General features: G+C 40.1%; 30 protein-coding genes. 25 read left to right on the forward strand and 5 right to left on the reverse strand.

Annotation, left to right across the window (positions count from 1 at the left end):
• The first annotated feature begins 578 nt into the window (after positions 1 to 578).
• From DW025_RS13705 to DW025_RS13800, 20 genes are all read left to right on the forward strand, one after another.
• Positions 579 to 971, forward strand: a complete 393-nt coding sequence (locus DW025_RS13705; RefSeq protein WP_015534770.1) for a plasmid mobilization protein — start codon at positions 579 to 581, stop codon at positions 969 to 971.
• Complete coding sequence (locus DW025_RS13710) at positions 971 to 2,818, forward strand: relaxase/mobilization nuclease domain-containing protein (RefSeq protein ID WP_015534769.1); 1,848 nt, start codon at positions 971 to 973, stop codon at positions 2,816 to 2,818. Before DW025_RS13705 ends, DW025_RS13710 begins: the two co-directional genes overlap by 1 nt.
• A gap of 186 nt (positions 2,819 to 3,004) precedes the next feature.
• A complete protein-coding gene (locus DW025_RS13715; protein WP_055144775.1) occupies positions 3,005 to 3,676 on the forward strand; it encodes a hypothetical protein in 672 nt (223 codons plus the stop codon).
• 8 nt (positions 3,677 to 3,684) lie between these two features.
• Positions 3,685 to 4,038: a DUF6572 domain-containing protein gene (locus DW025_RS13720; RefSeq protein ID WP_117874275.1), complete on the forward strand. Its 354-nt coding sequence runs from the start codon at positions 3,685 to 3,687 to the stop codon at positions 4,036 to 4,038.
• Between the two features lie 10 nt (positions 4,039 to 4,048).
• Positions 4,049 to 4,327, forward strand: a complete 279-nt coding sequence (locus DW025_RS13725) for a hypothetical protein (protein ID WP_055144769.1) — start codon at positions 4,049 to 4,051, stop codon at positions 4,325 to 4,327.
• A 20-nt stretch (positions 4,328 to 4,347) separates the two neighbouring features.
• Complete coding sequence (locus DW025_RS13730) at positions 4,348 to 4,875, forward strand: DUF3916 domain-containing protein (RefSeq protein WP_055144767.1); 528 nt, start codon at positions 4,348 to 4,350, stop codon at positions 4,873 to 4,875.
• 36 nt (positions 4,876 to 4,911) lie between these two features.
• On the forward strand, positions 4,912 to 5,256 hold the full coding sequence (locus DW025_RS13735; RefSeq protein WP_118017456.1) for a hypothetical protein: 345 nt from the start codon (positions 4,912 to 4,914) through the stop codon (positions 5,254 to 5,256).
• Positions 5,253 to 5,699 (forward strand): hypothetical protein, encoded by a 447-nt coding sequence (locus DW025_RS13740; protein ID WP_158564587.1) that lies wholly within the window; start codon positions 5,253 to 5,255, stop codon positions 5,697 to 5,699. The genes DW025_RS13735 and DW025_RS13740 overlap by 4 nt, the downstream gene beginning before the upstream one ends.
• A complete protein-coding gene (locus tag DW025_RS13745; RefSeq protein ID WP_243003549.1) occupies positions 5,680 to 6,009 on the forward strand; it encodes a hypothetical protein in 330 nt (109 codons plus the stop codon). The genes DW025_RS13740 and DW025_RS13745 overlap by 20 nt, the downstream gene beginning before the upstream one ends.
• Before the next feature lie 51 nt (positions 6,010 to 6,060).
• Positions 6,061 to 6,339, forward strand: a complete 279-nt coding sequence (locus tag DW025_RS13750) for a hypothetical protein (RefSeq protein ID WP_117549086.1) — start codon at positions 6,061 to 6,063, stop codon at positions 6,337 to 6,339.
• An 8-nt stretch (positions 6,340 to 6,347) separates the two neighbouring features.
• On the forward strand, positions 6,348 to 6,596 hold the full coding sequence (locus DW025_RS13755) for a hypothetical protein (RefSeq protein ID WP_133300871.1): 249 nt from the start codon (positions 6,348 to 6,350) through the stop codon (positions 6,594 to 6,596).
• A gap of 43 nt (positions 6,597 to 6,639) precedes the next feature.
• Complete coding sequence (locus DW025_RS13760) at positions 6,640 to 7,050, forward strand: hypothetical protein (protein ID WP_055144752.1); 411 nt, start codon at positions 6,640 to 6,642, stop codon at positions 7,048 to 7,050.
• A 20-nt stretch (positions 7,051 to 7,070) separates the two neighbouring features.
• Positions 7,071 to 7,286: a hypothetical protein gene (locus DW025_RS13765; RefSeq protein WP_118649080.1), complete on the forward strand. Its 216-nt coding sequence runs from the start codon at positions 7,071 to 7,073 to the stop codon at positions 7,284 to 7,286.
• A gap of 150 nt (positions 7,287 to 7,436) precedes the next feature.
• Positions 7,437 to 7,874, forward strand: a complete 438-nt coding sequence (locus DW025_RS13770) for a hypothetical protein (RefSeq protein ID WP_055144743.1) — start codon at positions 7,437 to 7,439, stop codon at positions 7,872 to 7,874.
• A 25-nt stretch (positions 7,875 to 7,899) separates the two neighbouring features.
• Positions 7,900 to 8,688, forward strand: a complete 789-nt coding sequence (locus tag DW025_RS13775; protein ID WP_055144741.1) for a hypothetical protein — start codon at positions 7,900 to 7,902, stop codon at positions 8,686 to 8,688.
• Between the two features lie 35 nt (positions 8,689 to 8,723).
• Complete coding sequence (locus tag DW025_RS13780; protein ID WP_055144738.1) at positions 8,724 to 8,906, forward strand: hypothetical protein; 183 nt, start codon at positions 8,724 to 8,726, stop codon at positions 8,904 to 8,906.
• Complete coding sequence (locus DW025_RS13785; protein ID WP_055144735.1) at positions 8,903 to 9,136, forward strand: hypothetical protein; 234 nt, start codon at positions 8,903 to 8,905, stop codon at positions 9,134 to 9,136. Before DW025_RS13780 ends, DW025_RS13785 begins: the two co-directional genes overlap by 4 nt.
• A gap of 35 nt (positions 9,137 to 9,171) precedes the next feature.
• Positions 9,172 to 9,891 carry a PoNe immunity protein domain-containing protein gene (locus tag DW025_RS13790; protein ID WP_055144732.1) on the forward strand — a complete coding sequence of 240 codons (720 nt, stop codon included), beginning with the start codon at positions 9,172 to 9,174 and terminating at the stop codon, positions 9,889 to 9,891.
• Between the two features lie 55 nt (positions 9,892 to 9,946).
• On the forward strand, positions 9,947 to 10,315 hold the full coding sequence (locus DW025_RS13795) for a hypothetical protein (protein ID WP_055144730.1): 369 nt from the start codon (positions 9,947 to 9,949) through the stop codon (positions 10,313 to 10,315).
• Between the two features lie 29 nt (positions 10,316 to 10,344).
• Positions 10,345 to 11,199 (forward strand): DUF2262 domain-containing protein, encoded by an 855-nt coding sequence (locus tag DW025_RS13800; protein WP_015534800.1) that lies wholly within the window; start codon positions 10,345 to 10,347, stop codon positions 11,197 to 11,199.
• Between the two features lie 265 nt (positions 11,200 to 11,464).
• On the opposite strand, the gene DW025_RS13805 is transcribed toward DW025_RS13800, so the two are convergent.
• The 4 genes from DW025_RS13805 to DW025_RS13820 are packed head-to-tail and all read right to left on the reverse strand — an operon-like array spanning position 11,465 to position 14,391.
• On the reverse strand, positions 11,465 to 12,463 hold the full coding sequence (locus DW025_RS13805; RefSeq protein WP_055144727.1) for a virulence RhuM family protein: 999 nt from the start codon (positions 12,461 to 12,463) through the stop codon (positions 11,465 to 11,467).
• A 13-nt stretch (positions 12,464 to 12,476) separates the two neighbouring features.
• Positions 12,477 to 13,382 carry a hypothetical protein gene (locus DW025_RS13810; protein ID WP_055144724.1) on the reverse strand — a complete coding sequence of 302 codons (906 nt, stop codon included), beginning with the start codon at positions 13,380 to 13,382 and terminating at the stop codon, positions 12,477 to 12,479.
• 55 nt (positions 13,383 to 13,437) lie between these two features.
• A complete protein-coding gene (locus tag DW025_RS13815; protein ID WP_118649083.1) occupies positions 13,438 to 14,088 on the reverse strand; it encodes a hypothetical protein in 651 nt (216 codons plus the stop codon).
• Positions 14,089 to 14,121: 33 nt separating this feature from the next.
• The gene (locus DW025_RS13820; RefSeq protein WP_118649084.1) at positions 14,122 to 14,391 is read right to left on the reverse strand and encodes a hypothetical protein; all 270 of its coding nucleotides are present in this window, start codon (positions 14,389 to 14,391) and stop codon (positions 14,122 to 14,124) included.
• 257 nt (positions 14,392 to 14,648) lie between these two features.
• Between DW025_RS13820 and DW025_RS13825 the strand changes: the two genes are divergently transcribed.
• From DW025_RS13825 to DW025_RS13845, 5 genes are all read left to right on the forward strand, one after another.
• The gene (locus DW025_RS13825) at positions 14,649 to 14,828 is read left to right on the forward strand and encodes a helix-turn-helix domain-containing protein (protein WP_015534801.1); all 180 of its coding nucleotides are present in this window, start codon (positions 14,649 to 14,651) and stop codon (positions 14,826 to 14,828) included.
• 134 nt (positions 14,829 to 14,962) lie between these two features.
• Complete coding sequence (locus tag DW025_RS13830; protein WP_117549079.1) at positions 14,963 to 16,105, forward strand: tyrosine-type recombinase/integrase; 1,143 nt, start codon at positions 14,963 to 14,965, stop codon at positions 16,103 to 16,105.
• A 90-nt stretch (positions 16,106 to 16,195) separates the two neighbouring features.
• Complete coding sequence (gene pyrE, locus DW025_RS13835) at positions 16,196 to 16,870, forward strand: orotate phosphoribosyltransferase (protein WP_120000388.1); 675 nt, start codon at positions 16,196 to 16,198, stop codon at positions 16,868 to 16,870.
• A gap of 112 nt (positions 16,871 to 16,982) precedes the next feature.
• Positions 16,983 to 19,088 carry an LTA synthase family protein gene (locus DW025_RS13840; protein WP_118649085.1) on the forward strand — a complete coding sequence of 702 codons (2,106 nt, stop codon included), beginning with the start codon at positions 16,983 to 16,985 and terminating at the stop codon, positions 19,086 to 19,088.
• Positions 19,089 to 19,201: 113 nt separating this feature from the next.
• Positions 19,202 to 20,074 (forward strand): methionyl aminopeptidase, encoded by an 873-nt coding sequence (locus tag DW025_RS13845; protein ID WP_015534804.1) that lies wholly within the window; start codon positions 19,202 to 19,204, stop codon positions 20,072 to 20,074.
• Between the two features lie 122 nt (positions 20,075 to 20,196).
• On the opposite strand, the gene htpG is transcribed toward DW025_RS13845, so the two are convergent.
• A complete protein-coding gene (gene htpG / locus DW025_RS13850) occupies positions 20,197 to 22,164 on the reverse strand; it encodes a molecular chaperone HtpG (protein ID WP_117549077.1) in 1,968 nt (655 codons plus the stop codon).
• Positions 22,165 to 22,316 lie beyond the last annotated feature (152 nt).

Raw genomic sequence — 22,316 nt, forward strand, 5'->3', positions numbered from 1 at the left:
CGAAATTCTTACGAAGCCAGCCAAGCCTTTGGCAAAAAATAAAGTCTGCTTGCAGGCTTTATTTTTATGTCCATAAGGCGAAAAAGCTAGGGCTTGGGGATGTCAAATCCCCAACAAGTTCCTGCCCGTGTATATACAGGGCGGAACTTGCTCTACCTTATGCGACGTATCCGGAGCCCATGCCGACTTAGGTCGGCACGCATCAGCGAAAGAAGGATTTCTTAAGGAAAATGATGCGGAGGCTATAGCAGGATTTCTTATGAGAAATGTGATTAGCAGATTTCTGTAAGACAGGTGTATGACACATTTCCATATATTCGGCGAGCGAATTATAACGAGCCGCAACAGACTGCTAAAGGAAATATCCGTGAGTGCAACGAGCGCATTGGTGAGCGACCTTAGGGGAGCGAGGCTATGCACGGGAGGGGAGATGCAGAATCTGCATCGGGGAAAATCTTCTGACGTATCCGGCAGTTTAATTATTCTATTGGAGTAGCAATTAAAAATTTATATTTTGTAGGTACGAGGGAGCAGGTATTTATTTACCTGCTTTTTTGTGTATCGGAATGGAGGAATTTATGAGAAATACAGATAAAAAGAAAGAGAATATGGTTCTGATGTCCATGCGTATTTCGGCAGAGGATAAGGAAGAGATTGAAGCGAAGGCAAGAAAGACCGGGCTTAGCACCTCGGAATATATCAGACGGTGTGCATTAGGAAGAAAGCTTCCTTGTTATGGTGATACCAGTCTGCTGAAGGAGTATTCCATGCAGCTGGGCAAGATTGGTTCCAACCTGAACCAGATAGCAAAGCACTTAAATGGTGGCGGAGATTTTTACAGCATTTATTATGAACTGAAGGAAGCCATAAGGGAGCTGTTGGATTTGAAATTTAAAATACTTCCTGCATTGGAGGATGTTGCCTGTGGAAAGAAGCGTAGGCGCAAAAGTGGAGAGGATGGTGAAGGTTAATGGCGATTTTGAAGCATATCTCAGTAAAGAACCGATTTTATTCTTCGGCGGTGGAGTATCTTACCTGCCAGTTTGATGAATATACCAACAAGCCTGTGTTGGATGAAAAAGGCAGAATACAAGAGCGTGAGAATTATCTGATTGTAGGTGTGAACTGTGATGTGGACAGCTTTGGTGCAGAATGTATCGAGGTCAATCGTCTGTATGGCAAGAATAATTCCGTAAAGGATGTAAAGGCGCATCACTATATCATCAGCTTTGAGCCAAATGATCCCATTACCATAGAGCAGGCGTTGGAATTTGGCAAGCAATGGCTTTCGGTATTCGCACCGGGGCATCAGGCAGTGGTGGCAGTTCATCCGGATGGTCACAATGGCAGTCAGAATATGCACGTTCACATGGTTATCAATTCTGTCAGAAAGTATGCCGGAAAGCAGAGCAGGTGGCATGAGAAACCCTGTGAATGGAAGCTGGGCTGTAAGCACAAAAGCACCGGGAAGATGATGTTCCATGCAAAAAAGTGGGTAATGGAGAAGTGTATCCGACTGGGTTTAGGACAGGTAGATTTGCTTGCTAAGAAGCACACGGACAACTACTGGGTGGAAAAGAATCTGATGAATCAGAATGCCAAGGACGGTGTTGGTGTCACTTCTAACAGAGAATTGATTCGGGATACCATAGACAAGCTGTTGCCTTTCGTGGATTCCTTTGAGCAAATGGTTGAATGTCTGCAATTTATGTATAACTGGAAGATTCGTGTTACGAATAAAACAGTGACATTTTCCACGTCGGGTATGAAGCAGGGTATTCGAGGAAATAAGCTGGGAGAAGGTTATGGCAAAGCTGACCTTGTAGAAAGAATTGCAAAGGTTGTGGCAGAGCGTAATGCGGAAAAAGAAGCCCGTCGCATTGCTGAGGAAGTAGCAAGGGTAAAAGCAGAGGCACTTGCCAGAGAAGAGGCTGCAAGGAAGGAGAAACAGCTACAGGAGGAGCAGAAGCAGAGAGAGCTTCTTGCGCGGAAAAGAAAACTGGCATTTGACAGAAATCGTATTTGTCAGGATTATTGTAGTGAAGAGCTTGCAAGAGAGGACTGGAATAAAGACTATGTGGATTATCTGCAATCACAGTTTATAAATGTAAATGATGCAGCCGGATTCATGGAAGGGGAGCTTACAGCACCGGTTATGACCAAAGATGAGTTTGAGCGACAGCAGGCAGTAGAACTGTATCATGAAAAAGCTGCCAGAGCAGTAGAACTTTGGGATATGGTGTTAAGCCAGCTTTCCAGTTCTACCCATAAGTGGAAGTGGGAGTATATGGATTATTTGGAAGATATCAAATACCAAGATACAGCAGATGTGACTTTGGAGATGGCAAAGGAAGATATTATGTCTTATGAGGAATTTGCGGAAGTGAAGGACGCAGAGAAAGCAATACAAGAGCAGATTTCTGAGACTGTAGAGGATTCTAAGATCGCAGCTATTCAGACTGCTTCAATAGACGAGCTACTGGCTATTGTAGTATCAGAGGAAGCAGATGTTGAAATTCCTGAGACAGAAGAAAAAGTATCAGAAGATACAGAGGTTTTTCCGGAAACGATTGATTATACTAAGCTGTCTATGGAAGAACGTGCTTCGCTTCTACCTGTGCCTACAGATGATTATACAGCAGAATATAATGCTTACTGTCAGCGTATGGGATATACGAGAGAGAAGATGAATAGTATCCGTTATAAGATGACTGTGTATGATGAATTTATGGCTGAATATCAGTATCGTAAGAAATACTATGGTGTAAGAGATGATTCGAGAAGTATCAGCGTACAGAAGAGTAGAGAAACAAGGTAGTAATTATTAAAACGTAATATTTGCTATATTGTTATGTTGTGGGCGAATTGTTGTAATTTACAGTTCGCCCTTTAATAAAAAATATAGAAAATATAAATGGAATGAACCTCCTGAACATGGTAAAATGTAGGTTGTACAAGTAGCGTAGTTGTATGTGTTATAAAGCTATTGATTGGTAGGTAAGATATGTTTGATAATTATGAAAGAAAATTGCATAAGTGTATTGCCAAATTTATAAAAAGAGCGAATAAAGACTATCCGGATTGGAGCGAAAGTCGCGACAATGGGGAATGGGAGATTGACTTAAATGAATTTGACGATATGTGTGATGTTATATTTGATATAATTAAGACCACGTCCTGTGATGAAGCTTCGAAGCAGATGCTTGATGATATTTTATTTGGGATTGCAAGGGATAACGAATGTAGCCGTATTGTAGCAATGTTATTAGATTATCCTGAGTGGTACGAATTATTATGCAAGAAAGTGTTGTCTACTGATTACATAAATGCAAAGTGGCAATTCGCAGAGAGTCTGAAGGATTGTAATGGTAAGGATGAAATAAGGGAGCTGATATTCGATTTTTTGCAGGTTGATAATGAGTATACACAGCGTCTTGCTTTGCAATCCTTAGCTTATATTTACCCGGACAAAGCCGAGGAGTATGCAATAGATTTTTGGTGGAGAGATAAATATAAGGATGATGCTTATGCATCAGAGTACCAAAAGATTGTGGTACTTCATGTGTTGCATATTATTCATTCGGCTGAACTTGAAAAATATTTGGATTTGGCGGATAAAAGTGAATATCGCTATTTGAAAGAAAATGCAGAGGAAATACGGAAAATAATGGAATAGGTGATGATATGGAGTTAGAGAATAACAATAATAAGCTGAACGTTGAAAATACAGATACCATAGATGGCTTGGCGTATGAACAGGAAACTTCAAGTTTGATACTTCTTCTTGCAGATGGAATGGACTGGTCAGATATGAATCGACATTTATTGTTGTTGCAGGAGAAACTCAATAATTATATTTGGTACATAGATTCCAAACAATATGAAGAAAAATATCCTGATGTAAAAAGAATAGAGTTGCGTGTAAGCTTTTTGTTTCAGGAACCGGAGGTATGTCATAAGCTTTTGGAAAGAGCAAAGCAGGTGTTTGTGGATGTGTTTGAAAATGTAGAGATGATTGTGGAGCAGGGACGGCCTTAGGGGGATTGATATGGGAAATTATATTAAGTTACAGCTGGAAAATATACTTACAGAAGGTCAAACCATTGCACCGGAGTATTGCGATAAGAAATATGTCATCTATTATAATCCCAAGGAAACCAGGCAGAAAGTACGCATAAATACAGATTATTATCAAAATGATAATGTAATGATGCTGTGTAAATCTTACGACAGGGGATTGTGTGATGCCATAGAGGAATATGAAAAGCTGAATTTAAAATACATTGAAAGTCAGGCATATGGTTCGTGGATGGATGGCGCCAGATAAGATACAGAAGGGAAAGCAAAATGTCAATATATATGATTCGAAGCAAATCCAGAGGACATCAGAGAAAATTTAAAAGACTGTTAAGATGGATGGATAAAATAGATCCATTTAAAAATGCAAATGATTTGCCCTTCAAAGATACAGAGGATTCATACGAGCATTTTCACGTACCATGCGGACCATGGCTTTCGAAACCTAAAACCTCTGGTAAGATTAAGACTGCATTTTGTAAGAAATGGCTTGAAAAGACCGAGGAAATTATCGGTAACAAGCCGAAGGATTTACCATTTTGTAAGGTAGTAGCAGCTATAACCTATCCGGATGTACGGGAATCCCAGATTATTATTTTCTATGATGAGGAGTATTATAATTCCTTTTGGGACAGGAAAGGACCTTATCAGATATGGACGAGAGTGGATGATAAGCGTTCCTTTGCGAAAGAAAGAGGAATCATGACAAAGTTGCCTGAGATTGGATATATAGAAGAACTCAATGATGAAGACTATTATACGAAATCGAATATATGGTTTTATGGAGAGTGGATATAATATGCAGATTTCAAAAACTGTTGTGAGGTGTGACAGATGAAGGACAATGAATGTAGAATCATTAAAATTGAAAAGGATGCATTATTTGAATTCATATATGAGAATTTTATAGCAAATCATGAGGAACTAATGGATTTAGATGCGGTTGGATGTATGAATACATTTGCTATCGACTGGGAAGCGGGAGAATTTATCTTCTGTGCACATAAGGACGAAAACGAACACGGGGATATTGTTTCGTTTCCGAAAGACATTGATGTGAATGAATTGCTAAAGGTGATTCCGGCAACGACAAATTCTATTCTGGAGCCGGGTGAAAATTATAGGGATTATACCTTTGATGAGTTAAAGAAATTGCAGAAAAAGCAGGTGATTATTTGAGTATTGAAGATTTCAAATATTATTGGAGATTTAGCGATGAAAAATATGCAGTACTATCTGAACAGGAACTATCTACAATAAGTGTTATATCCAAGGATGAAGTAGAGAAGGAATGGATTCGGATTTGTGAAAAGGAAATATTTCAAGAGAGTGCATACATAAACGATATCGTTCATCATAGTGCTCCAGTATTAATTAAAGATTGCCAGTGGGGAAAGAATGAAGATAAAACCAGAGAAGCTTTTGAAACATTTTTTAGTGAATTAAATGTGGACAAGATATTGGTATATTATGACTGTGAAAATGGCTTGCAATTGCCAATTAATCTTTTTTGTACAAAGTGGTCGGATTTTTGTTATCCATCTGATTTGGTTTTGATTTTGTTGCCGTCGGTGATGGTTGTTTATTATGAGGATATAGTATATGGACCATACAGAATATAATTTGAATGCAGTAGATTTTAACTATTTCTTGGCAGAATTGAGAAAAGGCGAAATTATGAATGAAACATCCTTCTATTTTGTTGGTGAAATAAGTGAACCAGAACACTATATAGGTTGCCTTCCACAGTACGATAAACCCTACTGGGCTGGATTGTGTGATATTCCTAATGGAACGGAATTTTTAACAGCAGATGAATTAGTGAATGCAACAATTTATAGAGGAAAATCATTAAAAGAAAGATGGGATGATGTACGAATTATCTGCATGGGTGGAATTCCGGTAGATGATTACATGAAGTTGAGTGATTAATGATAGAAGCTTTAAAAGTGCTATAAATAGCCTAAAACGGAGGTAAATACAATGAAGGATACAGCGCCTACAATAGAGGAAATGAGAGAGGTTATACATACATTTGAAATGTTATCATTTAAAGAATTACAGGCACAGGGTATATTTGATGACAAAAGAAAAATGATAATTACAAAGCCTATGACCTATATCCTTATGTCTCATACAGACGACACCAATAAGGAAAAGATCTGGAAGTATTGTAAGAAGATAGCTTCTTTTAGTCATGCGCTAATCAAATTAAAGGACTACCAGAGAATGTTACCTTTTTCAGAGGATGTGGAATCGTAGATGTGATTATGAAAGCATTGGAAGAAAATAGGTATCCGTTCTCTGATGGGAAGAATAAAGTGGAGCCGGTGGAAGGATATTATTACGCCATAGCGACTATATCACAATCCACATACCGAAGAGAGGAAATTCTTTCACTACTTCAAGTTATTACGGATTATTTTAAGAGTAATCAACCGGATAAACTATCGCTGCTAAAAAGGAATATGGATGTGCTTAAGAAGGGCTATCCGGACCTTGGAGAGATTGTGTTTTAAAATTTGAACTGGAGAAAATACGTGGATAAAGGAGAAAATTGTGATGAAAGGTTTTGAAGACGCGTTTACTGATTTACAGGCGGAGTTTGTATCTCTATGTATGGAGTATACAAACGGAAATGTTGATAAAATATATATCTACATTTACCAAGATACATCACAGAAAATGTTTAATGCCATTTTCGTGAAAGGAAACGATGTTATACCCGCGGGGAATTTTGCTGATGATGAAGCTTCTGACGAGTTTTTATCAATTGGAACAAAAGATATTAATAAGCTGGTTGAATTGTGTGATAGTTATCAACAAAAATGTCCCAATGAATATAAGCTGGAATTTGATGTTGCTACGCATAAATTCGATGCATCCTATCGTTATGACAACTATACCAAGAGTGGAATATCACCTGTGTCAGAGCTGATGAGCTGGTATGGAGAAATTAAAAAAATGGTTTAATAGGATTGGTGGTTTTGAGTATGGTTGCAAAGAAAGGGAAAAGAAAAATAGAATATGAAGGAAATATATTCTATTGGTTTGTGCGTGCTGATGATAATGGAAGATTAAGAATTCACATTTTGTCAGAAGATAAGAAGATAAATCTGGAATATCCACCGTTTGATTCGGAAGTACCTGTGACACCATCCTATATTAGAAGGCTATTGGATAATTATTTCATGAATCATACAAGGTAAAACTTATATACGAAGGGAAAATTCGAATATGTACAAAGAGAATTTACATACAGCCAGTGGCATGTGGGGACTATGGAACTATAATGAATATAAATACATTGACGATTATGATAAATGTTTATAACATAGATGATAGTGGGTGGACTTAACATGGCGATATGGCAGTTTCAATGCAATATTATACCGGCAAGATTAAATTTTGATAGATTAAGTCATGATGAAATGATTTCGTGGAAAGGGATACCTCAACCACCGCATAATCTTAAGTTTCTTGAACAGGAGGATAGTTGGTCAAAAGACATTATCCAGTATGGAAAATCGGATGAAACGTGTATAGAGTTCATATACATTGATAACATATTAGATGAAATAAGCTGTCGATTGGATTTGCGAAGTCTTACGAAAACCAACTTAATTTCAGTGATTGAATATGTACAAGAAATCGGTGCAATGTTTCTTGTGGGAGATAAGATTTACTCACCACGAATGGAAGAGATAATTGGGGTTATGAAAAAATCAAGAGCAAATCGGTTTTGCAAAAATCCAGTGGAGTACATTTTATCTCAAAATGAAAAATTAGAAATTTAGCAACACAATGCCGGGAGGGATCGATATGTATTTGAAACTGAATAATTATGAATATAAAATCACTGCTGCTAATGTAGGTTTTGAGATGTCAGAAGATAACAAATCATTAATCATGTTTCTGGATATAGACGGAAGCTATGAGGGTGAAGATTTGGATTATGAGCTTAGAACCATTAGATTGTATCATAATAATGGTTTTCATATCGGAGTAAAAGAACCAAATAAATTAATAGGAAAAAGCTTTGAATGGAATGAGGCTTATAATAACAAGGGCGAAGAGGCAGGAACTTTGTATGTGCTAGAGCACGAGGATGTCACATCAGGAAAAATTGATATTTTAGATGTTACGCAGGATTTGATTAAGGTAAAATGGTCCGGTCAGGCGAATGTGTTTTGGAATGAGGAATGTGGAGAAAACGTTTCTTTTGAAGCAGAAGTAGAAGCAAAAGTGCCATCTGTTCCAAAGGTAAAGGTGATAAATGGCTTTAAGAAGACAAAATTAAAAATAGATAAAAATACAGAAATCGAGCTGTTGAATTTTTCGGATATGGTAATGGAAGCAGAAAGGTGCAAGGAGTCATATCTGAAAAATGATTCGAATGCATGGTCTACTTTTGATAAAGCATTAAAGCTGAAGCTTACATATATGAAAAAGGAATATTACGGAGAGGCTGTATATCAGGGCTCGGGAACGAAATGTTATACGGTATTTGATGACCAGTGCCCTTTAAATGTGCAAATTACAAAGACTTCCATGTGGATTGAGAACGAGGAATATAAGTTTTATATTTTGGTAGAGGCTAAAATTGAGTAATATGGTTGAACAAAAAATAGTAAGGATGTAAAAAAATGATTGTAGAATTTCATGGCATGAAGTGTCGCTGCAGCACATACCGAACAAATGGAGAAGATAAGAATATTTTAACGCTTTTGAATGCAAAGGATTGGGAGAAATCATTGCAATATGATTTTACGGAGCCGCAATACGGTTTGTGGTGTCATTTCTTGACGGAAGAGGAAATGATGCTGTGAAAAACAGTTCTGTCAGACCGACTTTTGAGTATAATGGACAGTATTATAGAGTGGATGAAGTTTGTTTTTCGGATAAACCATTTATTGTGATAGAGTATGGAACATATGATGAACTTATGAATAATGCTATGGAGGATGCAGAGCCTTTTCCGTATAACTTAACTGAGGAAGAGCTATTGAATGAGGTAAAATATTCGTTGGGAATAGAAGTATGTCCGGGAGAGTATTAAGAAAAATTTATTAGTCGGAATGAAGGGATAAAATTATGAATAGAATAAAAGATGATTTTAAGTCAAAGGAATACTATCAGAAAGAATTAGAAAATCTTGAAAAAAGAATTAATCGATATAAAGATAATCTTAACCAAGAGAATGCCTCAAGACTTCATATTGCAATAGGCTTAAAGCTATTATCTGTTATTTTGATTAAATATCAATTGGGGTATGAAATTGATGAGATAAAGCATGATGTTTTGGAATATATAGAAAATGATAAACAGAAGGTTCTGTACTGTGAAGGGAACCTAACATATGACGATGTGGCTAATTTACTCTCATTAGCATATTTGTTTGATGTTGATTCTGAGCAAGTGGATTTTATTAAAACAAAAATGGTTGAAGAAAAATACATAGATATTCGTCTGGATATTATCCGTAATTTATATTTTGAAGGAAAGTGTTATTCTTCCAAAGGTTTTTATTATAGGGATAAGGGGTATTTCGGAGATTTTAGTAAAGAAAATGGAGGGATTGTAGATGTTTACAATGCTCCTGATGCAGAAAGAACTGACTTGTTTTTAAGGCATTTGAACACTGTAAAGGACAAGCATCACAGAAAGCTTGTAAAGTATTATGAGTCATTAGCGGAAGACAGATATACATATACCGGTGCTACTGATATTGTGCTGACAGCAGTTGCAAAAGCGCTAGCGCTTGATATGTCTGCACTATGCGATTCGAAATATATCGCCTCCGATTTATTGTAAGGAACTACAGGTTGGGTATGTTGCAGTGTTGTGATTTATGGATTGGAGTGATTAAATGTTCGGAATAGAATTTGGTAATCTTGCCTTTAATTGCGAGGTTTCAGAACAGACTTTATGTATAGTAGTTGCAGGAAAAAATGAAACATCAAGCATTGATGAATTTATTCAAAAAGCTTTGGACTATCAGATAAAGAATGATTTTTCTTGTGATGCTGAAGAATATAAAAACTGTGTTTTTGTAGATGCTACAGACGATGTTGTAAAATGGCTACATGAAATTATTGAGGGAATGAATCGAAAAGTATCCTTTGAAATAGGAGAACCCATAAAAACCTTAACAGGTACTATAACAGATTTTGACAATGCTTGGGTTATAGAAACAAAGGAAATGTTTTATTATATATTTTGGTGTACAACGGCATAAATAGATTTGATTATTGTGGAGGAGCGACTATGGATATACATGAAATCTATCAGGAAGATAATAAATTTGAGGGTGAGGAGAGCATATATTACGTTCTTGTTGGAAAAGGTGACTCGTCCAGATGGGACAAGAGTCACAAGTATTATATTATTACACGTTCTGCTGTTGCAATCTATGATATAAACGCTGCCAGTATGGTGAAGAAGATAAAGGTTATGACATGGCCTATACCTAACGAGGAACATGATGCACAGGAGAAAAACAGCGGATATTTTAACAGATTTAAAGAGGGTGTCATTTATAAGGTGGCAGGAAGATTACAGTATAGTTACTTCGGAGAACTTGCATTTCTGTACATCAGAGAGGTTTTGGAAGAAAATGCATCCGGAACAAAGCTTGATAAAAATCAGGAAAAGTATCTGGCACCAATTGTCTTAGAGGATGAGGTGCTGGGGAAATTAGTGTTAGAAAAATCGGAAGGTCTGTTTGAAGGTAAGTATGATTTTGCAGGTAATGACATCACAATTTATATTGAGGTAGAGTGGGACAGTAAGGCAACTTGGAAAAAGCCTTTGACTGTTGCCAGAGATTTTGCAGAGCATATTGCTTCAAAGGATGAGGTGTTTAGATCGTATATTGCATCTGATGAGGATCTGTATGATGCTGCATTGGAGTGCGTGGAAGAATATGAAGATGAATGCGAAATTCATTTTTCTACACCGGAAGAATTTGCAGACGCATTAAAGGGTCGAATGAAATATATATTTGTGAATCAGAATGGCTCTTATACTGTAGGATACGATGATGGTTATGTATTTGGTGGACATGAGATAGATGTGGATGTAAATTCTAAGGGTGAAATGGTGTGTGCCGAGATGAGATAAAACATAGGAGCATGAGAAATAAGATGAGTGAAAAATCTGTTTTTATAAACCATTGGTTATATTCAAAGCCTAATCCGGAACCAAATAAAGCTGGAAATGTTGTTAGACGTGATTAATTCCGAGATTCAGAAATTTAATGAATGCGGATTGGCTGAATGGAGCGGAATCTTGGATGAAGCGATTGCTAAATTTGATTTAGGAAATCCAAGAAGTTGATTTTGTTGCAAGCGGGCTGTTTAGGCCCGCCTGAAGTATTTTTGGGTATTTATTTCTTGTCGGAATCTGCAATCTCTTCCAATGTACCAATGCTTTTGATAAAGTCCTGTTCAACTGGGGAAATGGTGTTTTCCAAGCGGTTCTTGTACTTGGTGTATTCGGCATGAGCCTTATCAAGTGCCTGCTTGTGGCTGATGTGACCGCTACTGGTAAGAATATCACGGCGGGTCATTTTCAGGTAATCGTCAATGGTTTCCAGCCAGTCCTTCATATACATTGGTTCCTGATTGAGAGCGTGTACCTCGGCGATATCGAGATAGGCTGTAACTATCTTGTTTAAAGCATCCAATTCCTGCTGGGTAAGATAGTTTTTTGCAATTTCTACATCGGGGCGACGGATGGTGTCACTAGCCCATGAGGTAAGTCCCATATTATCTTTTTCAGCATCGGCACGCTGGTAAATAACTTCTGCAGCTGTGTGCTTGTGTGCTGCCCAGTGCATCTTATTCTGCACCTGCTTAAAGAATAGGATGGAGCTTTCTGCACTAGGATCGTAATCGATGCTGGTAGCATAGATTTCCAGAACTTTTCTCCAAAATACCTTTTCAGAGGAGCGGATGTCTCTGATACGGGCAAGCAATTCGTCAAAGTAATTGCCGCCGCCAAGTCTTTTTAAGCGGTCATCATCTAATGCAAATCCTTTTTTCATGTATTCTTTTAATATTCTCATAGCCCAGATACGGAACTGTGTACCACGGTGGGATTTTACACGATAGCCTACGGAGATGATTACATCGAGATTGTAGTAATCGACATTGTAGGTTTTTCCGTCGGCGGCAGTTGTTGCAAAATTTGCAACAACTGAAATGCGCTGTAATTCTCCCTCTTCAAAAATATTTTTGATGTGACGTGATATCGTTGATTTGTCACGCTGAAACAGCTCTGCCATTTGGTCAATGGAAAGCCACACAGTATCATCCTCAAAGGTAGTTTCTATTTTCGTCAAACCGTCTTCGGTTGTGTACATAATAATATTGGAATGATTCATATACGCAGTCCTCCTATGTTGGTGTATCGTTCTTTTTGGCTCTGCTTTTATACACATTGTATTGGTTTTTACACTGTGGTGAGCAGAATTCCATATTCGGTCTGGTGGCAACAAATGCTTTGCCGCAGTGCTTACATACCTTCATGGTGGAGTTTTCATCCGTCAGCATAAAGGAAAACATCATCTGTACACATAACAATAAGGAATTGAAGTCCCAGACAATGGTAGGGCGTTCCCGCAATTCTATGCGGTAGGTAGGTGCCACACCGCCGAAAGCAGCCATTCCCTGACGGTATAGGTTACGTTCATTCTTATCCAGTCTGTCGTAGTCCAGATAATAAAGAAAGCTGGAGAAGAAGGTAAATGCCCAGTCACGGAATACTTCCACAAGCCATTCATAGGGCTCGGCATATTCATTCTGAAAACTCATCATAACAGCCTGCGGCTTATTCTTCATGGTCATAATTAAAGCAATCATCTCTACGCAGTCAGTACTCCAACTTGATTCCACACTTTTCTTGCGAAAATCAATCTTGTCAAAAGGGAAAAAGTAGGACAGATACTTCTCTGTAGAGATGCTTCCTTCCTTGATAAAATGATTCTTTGGCAGATAGACTGCCTCATATGTAATAAAATCCGGTGTGGTAGGCAGGGCAGTCATTAGTCCCAGCATACCGTATTCGGATACAAAGCTCATAATGGCTTCTTTTAATTCAACTTCACTTGCCTTGTTCATGGCAGTAGTACCGATGTTAATTGCGGTCAGCACCAGCTTCTCATAATCCTTGATAGGATTGTAGATGGATGGCTTGGCATCCGCAGAAGGTGTAATATAACACTTTCCGTTTGCGGCTGTTCGCCATTCGTATTTATCATATTTCACCCAGTTGGAACTGGATTTCTGAAAGATATTCTTCATAGTAATTCCTTTCTGTGCAAAAACTATTACTATCATAGCACGTCTGTATGCATATTTAAACTTTTTTTTTACGATCCGATCGATTATTTTTCTTGCGTTTCTTGGTTTCTTCCTTTGCCTGGTTTTCCTGTTCTCTGGCAATTCTTCTTACCACTACACCGATTTCCTTTAGTAGAGCCAGCTTTTCTTTATCCAGTTTTTCCATAGTAGCCGGGATCTCTTCTTCATGTCTTAATAGGAAGTCCAGTTCTTCCATGGTAAGATTACCATTGGTAGAAGGAAAATCCTCTCCCTGCCTGTCCACCAGTATCATAAGAACCTTTTTCTCAATCTGACCAAGAATAGTAGAGCGGACACCACGGATATTTCTGTCGCTCTGATTACGTAAAGCAGCAAGCTGACTGGTAGTGAAATCTCTAAGATATAGGAAGTATATCAACTCCTTATGGTCGTCCTTTAAGTCATAAATAATCTTGGAATAGTCCTCATCGGAAAGGGAGTTGTGCATCTCAAAAGGACAGTTAGAGATAATGTCTATATAGTCCCCTTTCATAAGCTGTCGCCAGTAAGCATGATTGATGGGAGCCGGGATAACAATGGCAAGTGGTGCCACATCCTTCTTGCTGTCTAGGTTTTCTCTGCCGATTTCGTGATATCGCTCCTTGCGTTCTCTGTTGGAATCTAATAGGTCCCATTCCCTTATCACTTCCTCAAAATCCGAAACAGTGCGGGCACCGTCCTACAGTCGCTTTAAAGCAATGGCACGAAGCTCCTTTTTTAACATGGTCTTATTGGGGTGCTCATCCTTCGGCTGGAAATTATCATCTTTTATGGGATGTAATTCCTGTTCCAAATCCATTTCATTAAAATGCTCTAATTCAATTTGTAATTCCTGCTGGGATGCCTCAAAGGTAATATCCTCATCTATGGAAAAGGCTCCGTCTTCGCTGTCGAAGTTATGAGAATATTCCCAGAAGTCCATCAATTCCTGATGTTTTCTAATGTTCATTTATCCGTAAAACCTGCCTTGTATATACATATTTAAAATTTTTTGCAACTTTTTTTAAAAACACTTCCGCAAAACCCCTTCTAAATCTCCTATAAGTGAGAGAGTAATAGTTTTTGATAAGAAACGATTACTTTTGAAAAGAAATGGTATGCGCATAACCATTATAACATGACACAAACAAATGTTCTATATTTTGGAGAAAAAACAGAAATTTATTTGTGTTTGGCTTAGAAATAGGATTTTGAGGAGGTAGAAGAATGAAGGATAAGGCTTTATTGACTGTAAAAGAGTTTTGCTCTTATTTGGGGATTGGTCAGACAAAGGCACGTGAGTTGTTGGCTGAAAATGCTGATGTATTCGCGGTTCGCATCGGAAACAGACTGTATGCTCACAAGGGCAAGCTGGATGAATGGCTTTTGAATCAGATTGGATGCTAGGAAATTTGATTCATAAAAAGACAATGAATTTATTAAATAACCATGAAACTAATTGAAAATTAAGTGTGTATATGCTACAATTGGGTGGACTGATGGTTCCTTTCAACGTATATACACGCTGGAAGGAGGCAGATATGGGTAAATCCATAAAAGGTAAAGAACTTGGTAAAGGCATTACACAGAGAAAGAGTGATGGACTTTATCAGGGACGATTTGTGAATCGTTTCGGCAAGACGCAGACCATATACGCAAGCAATCTGAATGAACTTCGTAAAAGGATGCGTGAGGAACAGTATGAGGATGAGAAGGCACTGAATGTTGTCACCAAGGATGTAACCCTTGATGAGTGGTATGAGATTTGGATGAATACCTGTAAGAAGAATTGCAGGAATTCCACTAGGGAATCCTATGCCACACATTATAAGCGGATACAGAAGGAGCTTGGGTGGCGTAAGCTGACATCATTGAACCTGATTATCATGCAGAATGCACTCAATGAGCTTGTTTCTGATAATGCCAGAAAGAACACGAAAAAGATTCTGGTGGATATGCTGGAAAAAGCAATCGACTCTGATTTACTTACAAAAAATGTTGCAAAGCAATTAAACACGGTGATTTCCAAGGAAGATAAGAAGGAAAGACGTGTACTGACAGTAAGTGAAGCAGAGTTGTTTTTAGGTGAGGCACAGAGTAGTTTCTACTATAATCTGTTTGTGCTTGCCATAGAAACCGGAATGCGTATTGGAGAGCTTTGTGGTGTTCAGTGGAAGGACATTGATTTTGACAAGAAGGTACTGTATGTGCGTCACACATTGTGCTATTTTCAAAAAGATGGTAAGTACATTTTTGAGATGCATGATGCAAAGACCAAGAATGGAAGACGAACGATTCCATTAACCACGAGGGCGTTGGAGGCATTGAAACGACAGCGCATTCAAAAACAGAAGATTCTCTTTAAGGGAATCGAAACAGAGGAACAGTACAGGGACTTGGTGTTTGTTACGAAAAACAACAGACCTACACAACAGTTCATAGTGCAGGAGGCAATCGGTGCCATTGTAAACCGGATTCGAAAAGAGCATCCTGACTATGAGATGTTTTCACCACATTGCTTAAGACATACTTTTGCAACCAGAGCAATTGAGAACGGAATGCAGCCAAAGACATTACAGAAGATTCTCGGACATGGCTCCTTGCAGATGACAATGGATTTGTATTGTCATGTGACAGAGGATACACTGTTTACAGAGATGATGAAGATGGAAAAGGCTGTGTAAGCTCAAAAGTGTGTAGTAAGTGTGTAGTAAGGCTATTTTGAGAATAAGGGGTTCCCCGGAACCCCTGTAAATACAGGAGGTTTTATTAAAATGGAAGCATATAAGCAGGAATTTATCGAATTTATGATTGACTGTAACGTACTCAAGTTTGGAGATTTCGTTACAAAGAGTGGAAGAAAGACACCATTTTTTGTCAATACAGGCTTTTACAGAACAGGTGCCCAGCTCAAGATACTTGGCGAGTATTATGCTGAGGCTATAAATGCAGAGTTTGGTCTGGATTTTGATGTGTTATTTGGTCCTGCATACAAGGGAATACCTCTCACAGTTGCGACAACTATGTCCATAGCAGAGATGTACGATGAGGACATCAAGTATTGCTCAAACAGAAAAGAGGTAAAGGATCACGGCGACAAGGGAATACTCCTTGGAAGTCCTATAGAGGATGGCGATAAGGTTGTCATCATCGAGGATGTCACAACAGCCGGAACATCTATTCAGGAGACACTTCCTATCATCAAGGCACAGGGCGACGTGGATGTCATGGGTCTTGTGGTTTCAGTAGACAGAATGGAGAGAGGCCAGGGCGAGAAGAGTGCGCTGACAGAGATCGAGGAGAACTACGGAATCAAGACAACAGCTATCGTAACAATGGCAGAGGTAGTGGAGCATCTTTACAACAGAGAGTATAAGGGAAGAGTTATCATAGATGACACCCTTAAGGCCGCTATCGACGCTTACTATGATCAGTACGGTGTAAAGTAGATATAATATATCTTAAAATATTGTAAAAAGTCTTAAAATATTATATAAAATAAAGATATGGAGTTAAGGGCCATATCTTTATTTTTTTTGTTTATATGGGAGATTCCAACGTATGATAAAGTTTTTTAAGGCGATGTTTGGGGATGTAAGAGAATATTTCAGAAAATGGTCGGGGTGGATACTGTTCACTGTGTTGATCTTGTATTATGAATTGCTGTTTCACGGCATGAATTTCAGCCTGGATGATGGGAACATAGCCGCTATAATAGCATTTGCGGTGGTGGTTGGAGGCGTGTTCAGCGTGCTGACAGGATTTTTTCCGCCGGTCATCAATAAGATACTTGCAACGCTGTTCACGTTGTTTACGGGTGTGATCTTCATCGCCCAGTACGTATATCATTCGGTCTTCAACAACTATCTGTCTGTTATTGGAACCATAAAATTCGGAAATCAGGCTGTGGACAATGCGGACACGGTCATATCCAATATAAAGGCACAGATAGTGGACGTTATTCTTCTGGCTGTCCCGGTGCTCATAATGATCGTGTGCATATGGACATTTATGGCATTTGACAGGAGAAGGTGGTGGGTGAACCTCATAGGTGCCGCCGGAACAGCTCTGGTGTATGCCACAACACTGTTTGTGATGTGGGCTGTGGCCTCGGATGTGTACAGTCCGTACAATTTATACAAGGAATATACATCGGTTGATCTCTCTGTTGAAAAGCTCGGCGTCATGGAGAGTTTTGTGGTGGATGTCAGAGAGGGTATCGCAGGCAAGAGCTCAGCACAGAGCAGGATAAACTTTGCCTCGGGTGGTGAGGTCGATATCGACTCACTTGCCTCCACAGAGAGCACAACGATGCAGGAGATTACCACCGAGACGGTGGATGTCGCGGAAGCGACCACAGAGGAGGTTGTGATCGACACATCCCCGAATGTCCTGGATCTGGATTTTGATGCCATAAATGACCTTGCGGGAAATGATGCGGTTTCATCGCTCAGCGAATATTTTGCAAATATACCCCCGACAAATAAGAATGAATATACAGGTATGTTCGAGGGCTATAATGTCATATGGATAACTGCGGAGGGGTTCTCAGGCTATGCGCTTGATTCCGGTCTGTTCCCTACACTGTCAAAACTTGCGGACGAGGGCTTTGTCTTTGAAAATTACTATCAGCCGCTATGGTATGGTTCAACATTAGGCGGAGAGTATGCAAACCTGATGGGAAGCCCGACTAAGAACGGTTCATACCTCAGTATGTGCAGGGCTGCCGACAATGAGAATGGCATGCTGTTTTCCATGGCGAATACGCTCAAGAGACTCGGCTATAGCTGTTACGGATTCCATGACAACGACTATACATATTATGACAGGAATATCACCCATACGGCGCTGGGATACGAGTGGATAGCCAGCGGTAATGGGCTTGAGTACCAGACTGACGAGAACGGGCAGGACATGTGGCCTCAGTCGGATCTTGTCATGATGGAGGAGACATTTGACAAGTATACAGAGACGCAGCCGTTCCACCTGTACTACCTGACGGTCAGCGGTCATGTGCCATATGGATACGGTGCGGCAAATGCCATGGCGGAGAAGAACAAGGCTGTGGTCAGTAACCTTAACTATGTCCTGGATACGACAAAGGCATATCTGGCATCCCAGTACGAAATGGAAAAGATGCTTGAATATATGATGAAGAGACTTGAGAAGAAGGGGCTGCTGGACAATACTGTTATCGTCCTGGCGGGGGATCATGTACCGTATGACAATATGGACGTTGTGGACGAACTGGCAGGGGAGAACTTTGGAAACAGTCTTGATGCGTACAGGAGCAGACTTGTCATATGGTCGGCGTCGATGGAGAAGCCGGTGAGAGTTGACAAGGTGTGCAGCAGTATAGATATCCTGCCGACCATGCTCAATCTCATGGAAGCGGATTATGATTCGAGGCTCATCATAGGAAGGGATATCCTGTCAGACAGTACAGGCCTGGTGCTGTTCCCGGACAGAAGCTTTATAACGGATGCATTTGAATATAACGCAGTCACGGACACGCTGACATCCCACACGGGTGCGGAGATATCGGATGACAGTTTCAGTGCGATGCAGCTATATGTCGCGGATAAATTTACAGCAGCTGACAACATAACGGAGTCGGGGTATTATACATATGTTGCCAGGTATCTGGGGATAGACGAGGATAATTGACAATATTTATCATATTAAAATGTGGAATTATTCTCAAAAACGTATTATAGTATTTGTGGCTAATACCATAGGTATGTAATGAAAATATTATGCAATAAAGAAAGAGGTTAATTATGAAACTTGGTAGAAATGATATGTGCTGGTGCGGAAGTGGTAAGAAATACAAGACCTGTCACCTGGCTCTTGACGATAAGCTTGAGGATATGAAGAACAGAGGATTCAAGATCCCTACACATGCGATGATCAAGAACGCAGAGCAGATCGAGGGAATCAGGGAGGCTTCAAAGGTCAACACATCTGTGCTCGACTACATAACTCCATTTGTCAAGATAGGAGTGTCTACCAGAGAGCTGGATGACCTTATCTATAACTATACAAAGTCCATAGACGCTATTCCTGCATGTCTTGGATATGAGGGATATCCTAAGAGTGTGTGTATATCGGTAAATGATGTGGTATGCCACGGCATTCCAAGTGATGACATTATTCTCCAGGATGGAGATATAGTTAATATCGACTGTACAACAGAGTACAAGGGATATTTCGGAGACTCATCAAGAATGTTCATGCTGGGAAATGTTGATCCTGCATGGAAGAAGCTTGTAGAGGATACAAAGAAGGCTCTTGATATAGGTGTTGAGGTGTGCAGCAAGCCATATGTGACCATAGGAGATATAGGATATGCCATCAACAAATTTGCACAGGAGCAGGGCTATTCGGTTGTCCGTGAGATAGGCGGCCATGGAGTAGGTCTTGCAATTCATGAGGAGCCTTATGTAAGTCATATAGGACAGCCTGGCAAGGATTATGTGCTTGCTCCGGGAATGGTGTTCACCATTGAGCCTATGATCAACATGGGCGGCCCTGATGTATATCAGGATGCAGATGACGGCTGGACTATCTACACGGAGGATGGCTCACCATCGGCACAGTGGGAGTACACACTGGTTATGACAGAACATGGAGTGGAGATACTTGCCCACTAGGGAGTGGAATAGAATAAAAGAGCAGCAGCCTGATATGCTATCAAAGACATATCGGGCTGCTGCTTTTTGTTGTGTTAGTTATCCATTAGGATCTGCTGCCGTAAACCGGCAGACAGATTATATTACTTTGTAAGTATTCCAAGGATCTCGTTGCTTCTTGCGATGAACTTGGTCATTGCCTCTGCTGACAGTGGACGGTTGGCAAGTACGGCCAGATCATATAACTGGCAGCAGATCGTAGCTGTGTTGTCGCTGTCAGGGTTGTCCAGAACGTATTTAACAAGCTTGTTGTTGCTGTTCAGGATGAGTGTCTCGCCCTCGCCCTGACCGAACATTGATGGATCCATACCGGCCATGCCGTACATCTTCATCATTTCCTGCATACGTCTTGTCTCCTCAGGCTGGGTGAGGATAGAAGATGTGTTCTCGTCCTTCAGGGATTCAACCTTTACATTCAGGTTCTTCATGTCGAGAGCCTTCTCAAATGTAGCTGTGAGCTTATCCTTGTATTCCTTTGCAGTCTCCTCTGAGAGCTCCTCGCCGACAAAGTTGTCAGAGAGCTCAGCGTCTATTCTGTAGAAGTGAACATTCTCGTTCTTCTGCTCAAGCAGAGTGATGAATGGGCTGTCTATGGTCTGTGTCATGATCAGAGCGTCCATGCCCTCAGCCTTGAACATGTTGATGTACTGTGACTGAGCCTGCTCGTCGGTTACATAGAATACCTTGTTCTCGTACTTTTCTTTTCCTGCCTCAAGATACTCAGGGAGAGTTATATATTTGCCCTCGAGGTTCTTGTAGATGCAGAAGTCCTTCATCTTGTCGAGGAACTTGAGATCCTTCAGACAACCAAACTTGATAAATGGGTTGATGTCATCCCAGTACTTCTCGTAGTCCTCTCTGTGTGTCTTGTACATGCCGGACAGCTTGTCTGCAACCTTCTTGGTGATGTAGTCTGAGATCTTTTTGACAAATCCGTCATTCTGAAGCGCACTACGTGATACGTTCAGTGGGAGATCAGGACAGTCGATACATCCCTTTAAGAGCATGAGGAACTCAGGAATTACTTCCTTGATATTGTCGGCGACGAATACCTGGTTGTTGTACAGCTTGATCGTTCCCTCAAGGTTGTCATACTGTGTATTGATCTTAGGGAAGTACAGGATACCTTTCAGGTTGAATGGGTAGTCCATGTTCAGGTGTATCCAGAACAGAGGCTCCTTGTAGTCGTGGAATACCTTTCTGTAGAACTCCTTGTATTCCTCGTCGGTGCAGTCGTTTGGATGCTTTGCCCACAGTGGGGTAGTGGTGTTGAGTGGCTTAGGAGCTTCAGGCTTCTTCTCCTCGGTCTTTATATCGTCTGCGTCTGGGCCTTTGCTGTCAGTGCTGCCCTCAGCATTATCTGCTGTGTCGCTGACTTCCTTTGCATCCACGTCTACAGTAGCATCCTTAGGATCTTCCTGTGGCTCGTCTGCGTTGGTGTAGTAGATCTCAACAGGCATGAACGAACAATACTTGTCGATGACCTCCTTGATCCTGTATTCATTTGCAAATTCATAGCTGTCCTCGTTCAGATAAAGGGTGATGGTAGTACCTCGGTCAGCCTTAATGCACTTCTTCATGGAGTATTCAAGGCCGTCCTCGCACTCCCAGTATACAGCGTCCTCGCCGTCCTTGTATGACTTTGTCTCGATGGTGACCTTGTCGGCAACCATGAATGCGGAGTAGAAGCCCAGTCCGAAGTGGCCGATGATCTGTTCCTCTGTTGCCTTGTCCTTGTACTGCTCAAGGAATGCCTCGGCTCCTGAGAAAGCGATCTGGTTGATATATTTCTCAACCTCCTCCTCAGTCATACCGATACCGTTATCGGTAAATGTGATGGTCTTGTCGTTGGCACTTGTGGTCACATCTATACGATATGGCTCATCCGGCTCGTCAAATTCGCCCATGAGAGACAGCTTCTTAAGCTTTGTCACGGCATCACAGCCGTTTGATATAAGCTCCCTGACAAATATATCGTGGTCTGAATACAGCCACTTCTTGATGACAGGGAAAATGTTTTCACTGTTGATCGATAAATTTCCGTTCTTCATAATTGTATACATCTCCTTAAAATATAATGGTTTTCAATGAAAGATGTGTCATCCTCGATCTGTGTTCAATCTTAATAGAAATGTACACTGACACATCAGGCTAAAAGGTATGATAAATCAGCTGGGAACTAAAGTCAAGAAAAAATTAGCAC

This window comes from Coprococcus sp. AF38-1 (assembly GCF_003603945.1).
Classification (GTDB): Bacteria; Bacillota; Clostridia; order Lachnospirales; family Lachnospiraceae; genus Coprococcus; species Coprococcus aceti.

Excerpts from the sequence above, each read along its gene's own strand:
- DW025_RS13705 (WP_015534770.1), top strand. The coding sequence starts at position 579 with ATGAGAAATACAGATAAAAAGAAAGAGAATATGGTTCTGATGTCCATG.
- DW025_RS13710 (WP_015534769.1), top strand. The coding sequence starts at position 971 with ATGGCGATTTTGAAGCATATCTCAGTAAAGAACCGATTTTATTCTTCG.
- DW025_RS13715 (WP_055144775.1), top strand. The coding sequence starts at position 3,005 with ATGTTTGATAATTATGAAAGAAAATTGCATAAGTGTATTGCCAAATTT.
- DW025_RS13720 (WP_117874275.1), top strand. The coding sequence starts at position 3,685 with ATGGAGTTAGAGAATAACAATAATAAGCTGAACGTTGAAAATACAGAT.
- DW025_RS13725 (WP_055144769.1), top strand. The coding sequence starts at position 4,049 with ATGGGAAATTATATTAAGTTACAGCTGGAAAATATACTTACAGAAGGT.
- DW025_RS13730 (WP_055144767.1), top strand. The coding sequence starts at position 4,348 with ATGTCAATATATATGATTCGAAGCAAATCCAGAGGACATCAGAGAAAA.
- DW025_RS13735 (WP_118017456.1), top strand. The coding sequence starts at position 4,912 with ATGAAGGACAATGAATGTAGAATCATTAAAATTGAAAAGGATGCATTA.
- DW025_RS13745 (WP_243003549.1), top strand. The coding sequence starts at position 5,680 with ATGGACCATACAGAATATAATTTGAATGCAGTAGATTTTAACTATTTC.
- DW025_RS13750 (WP_117549086.1), top strand. The coding sequence starts at position 6,061 with ATGAAGGATACAGCGCCTACAATAGAGGAAATGAGAGAGGTTATACAT.
- DW025_RS13755 (WP_133300871.1), top strand. The coding sequence starts at position 6,348 with ATGAAAGCATTGGAAGAAAATAGGTATCCGTTCTCTGATGGGAAGAAT.
- DW025_RS13760 (WP_055144752.1), top strand. The coding sequence starts at position 6,640 with ATGAAAGGTTTTGAAGACGCGTTTACTGATTTACAGGCGGAGTTTGTA.
- DW025_RS13765 (WP_118649080.1), top strand. The coding sequence starts at position 7,071 with ATGGTTGCAAAGAAAGGGAAAAGAAAAATAGAATATGAAGGAAATATA.
- DW025_RS13770 (WP_055144743.1), top strand. The coding sequence starts at position 7,437 with ATGGCGATATGGCAGTTTCAATGCAATATTATACCGGCAAGATTAAAT.
- DW025_RS13775 (WP_055144741.1), top strand. The coding sequence starts at position 7,900 with ATGTATTTGAAACTGAATAATTATGAATATAAAATCACTGCTGCTAAT.
- DW025_RS13780 (WP_055144738.1), top strand. The coding sequence starts at position 8,724 with ATGATTGTAGAATTTCATGGCATGAAGTGTCGCTGCAGCACATACCGA.
- DW025_RS13790 (WP_055144732.1), top strand. The coding sequence starts at position 9,172 with ATGAATAGAATAAAAGATGATTTTAAGTCAAAGGAATACTATCAGAAA.
- DW025_RS13795 (WP_055144730.1), top strand. The coding sequence starts at position 9,947 with ATGTTCGGAATAGAATTTGGTAATCTTGCCTTTAATTGCGAGGTTTCA.
- DW025_RS13800 (WP_015534800.1), top strand. The coding sequence starts at position 10,345 with ATGGATATACATGAAATCTATCAGGAAGATAATAAATTTGAGGGTGAG.
- DW025_RS13805 (WP_055144727.1), bottom strand. The coding sequence starts at position 12,463 with ATGAATCATTCCAATATTATTATGTACACAACCGAAGACGGTTTGACG.
- DW025_RS13810 (WP_055144724.1), bottom strand. The coding sequence starts at position 13,382 with ATGAAGAATATCTTTCAGAAATCCAGTTCCAACTGGGTGAAATATGAT.
- DW025_RS13820 (WP_118649084.1), bottom strand. The coding sequence starts at position 14,391 with ATGAACATTAGAAAACATCAGGAATTGATGGACTTCTGGGAATATTCT.
- DW025_RS13825 (WP_015534801.1), top strand. The coding sequence starts at position 14,649 with ATGAAGGATAAGGCTTTATTGACTGTAAAAGAGTTTTGCTCTTATTTG.
- DW025_RS13830 (WP_117549079.1), top strand. The coding sequence starts at position 14,963 with ATGGGTAAATCCATAAAAGGTAAAGAACTTGGTAAAGGCATTACACAG.
- pyrE (WP_120000388.1), top strand. The coding sequence starts at position 16,196 with ATGGAAGCATATAAGCAGGAATTTATCGAATTTATGATTGACTGTAAC.
- DW025_RS13840 (WP_118649085.1), top strand. The coding sequence starts at position 16,983 with ATGATAAAGTTTTTTAAGGCGATGTTTGGGGATGTAAGAGAATATTTC.
- DW025_RS13845 (WP_015534804.1), top strand. The coding sequence starts at position 19,202 with ATGAAACTTGGTAGAAATGATATGTGCTGGTGCGGAAGTGGTAAGAAA.
- htpG (WP_117549077.1), bottom strand. The coding sequence starts at position 22,164 with ATGAAGAACGGAAATTTATCGATCAACAGTGAAAACATTTTCCCTGTC.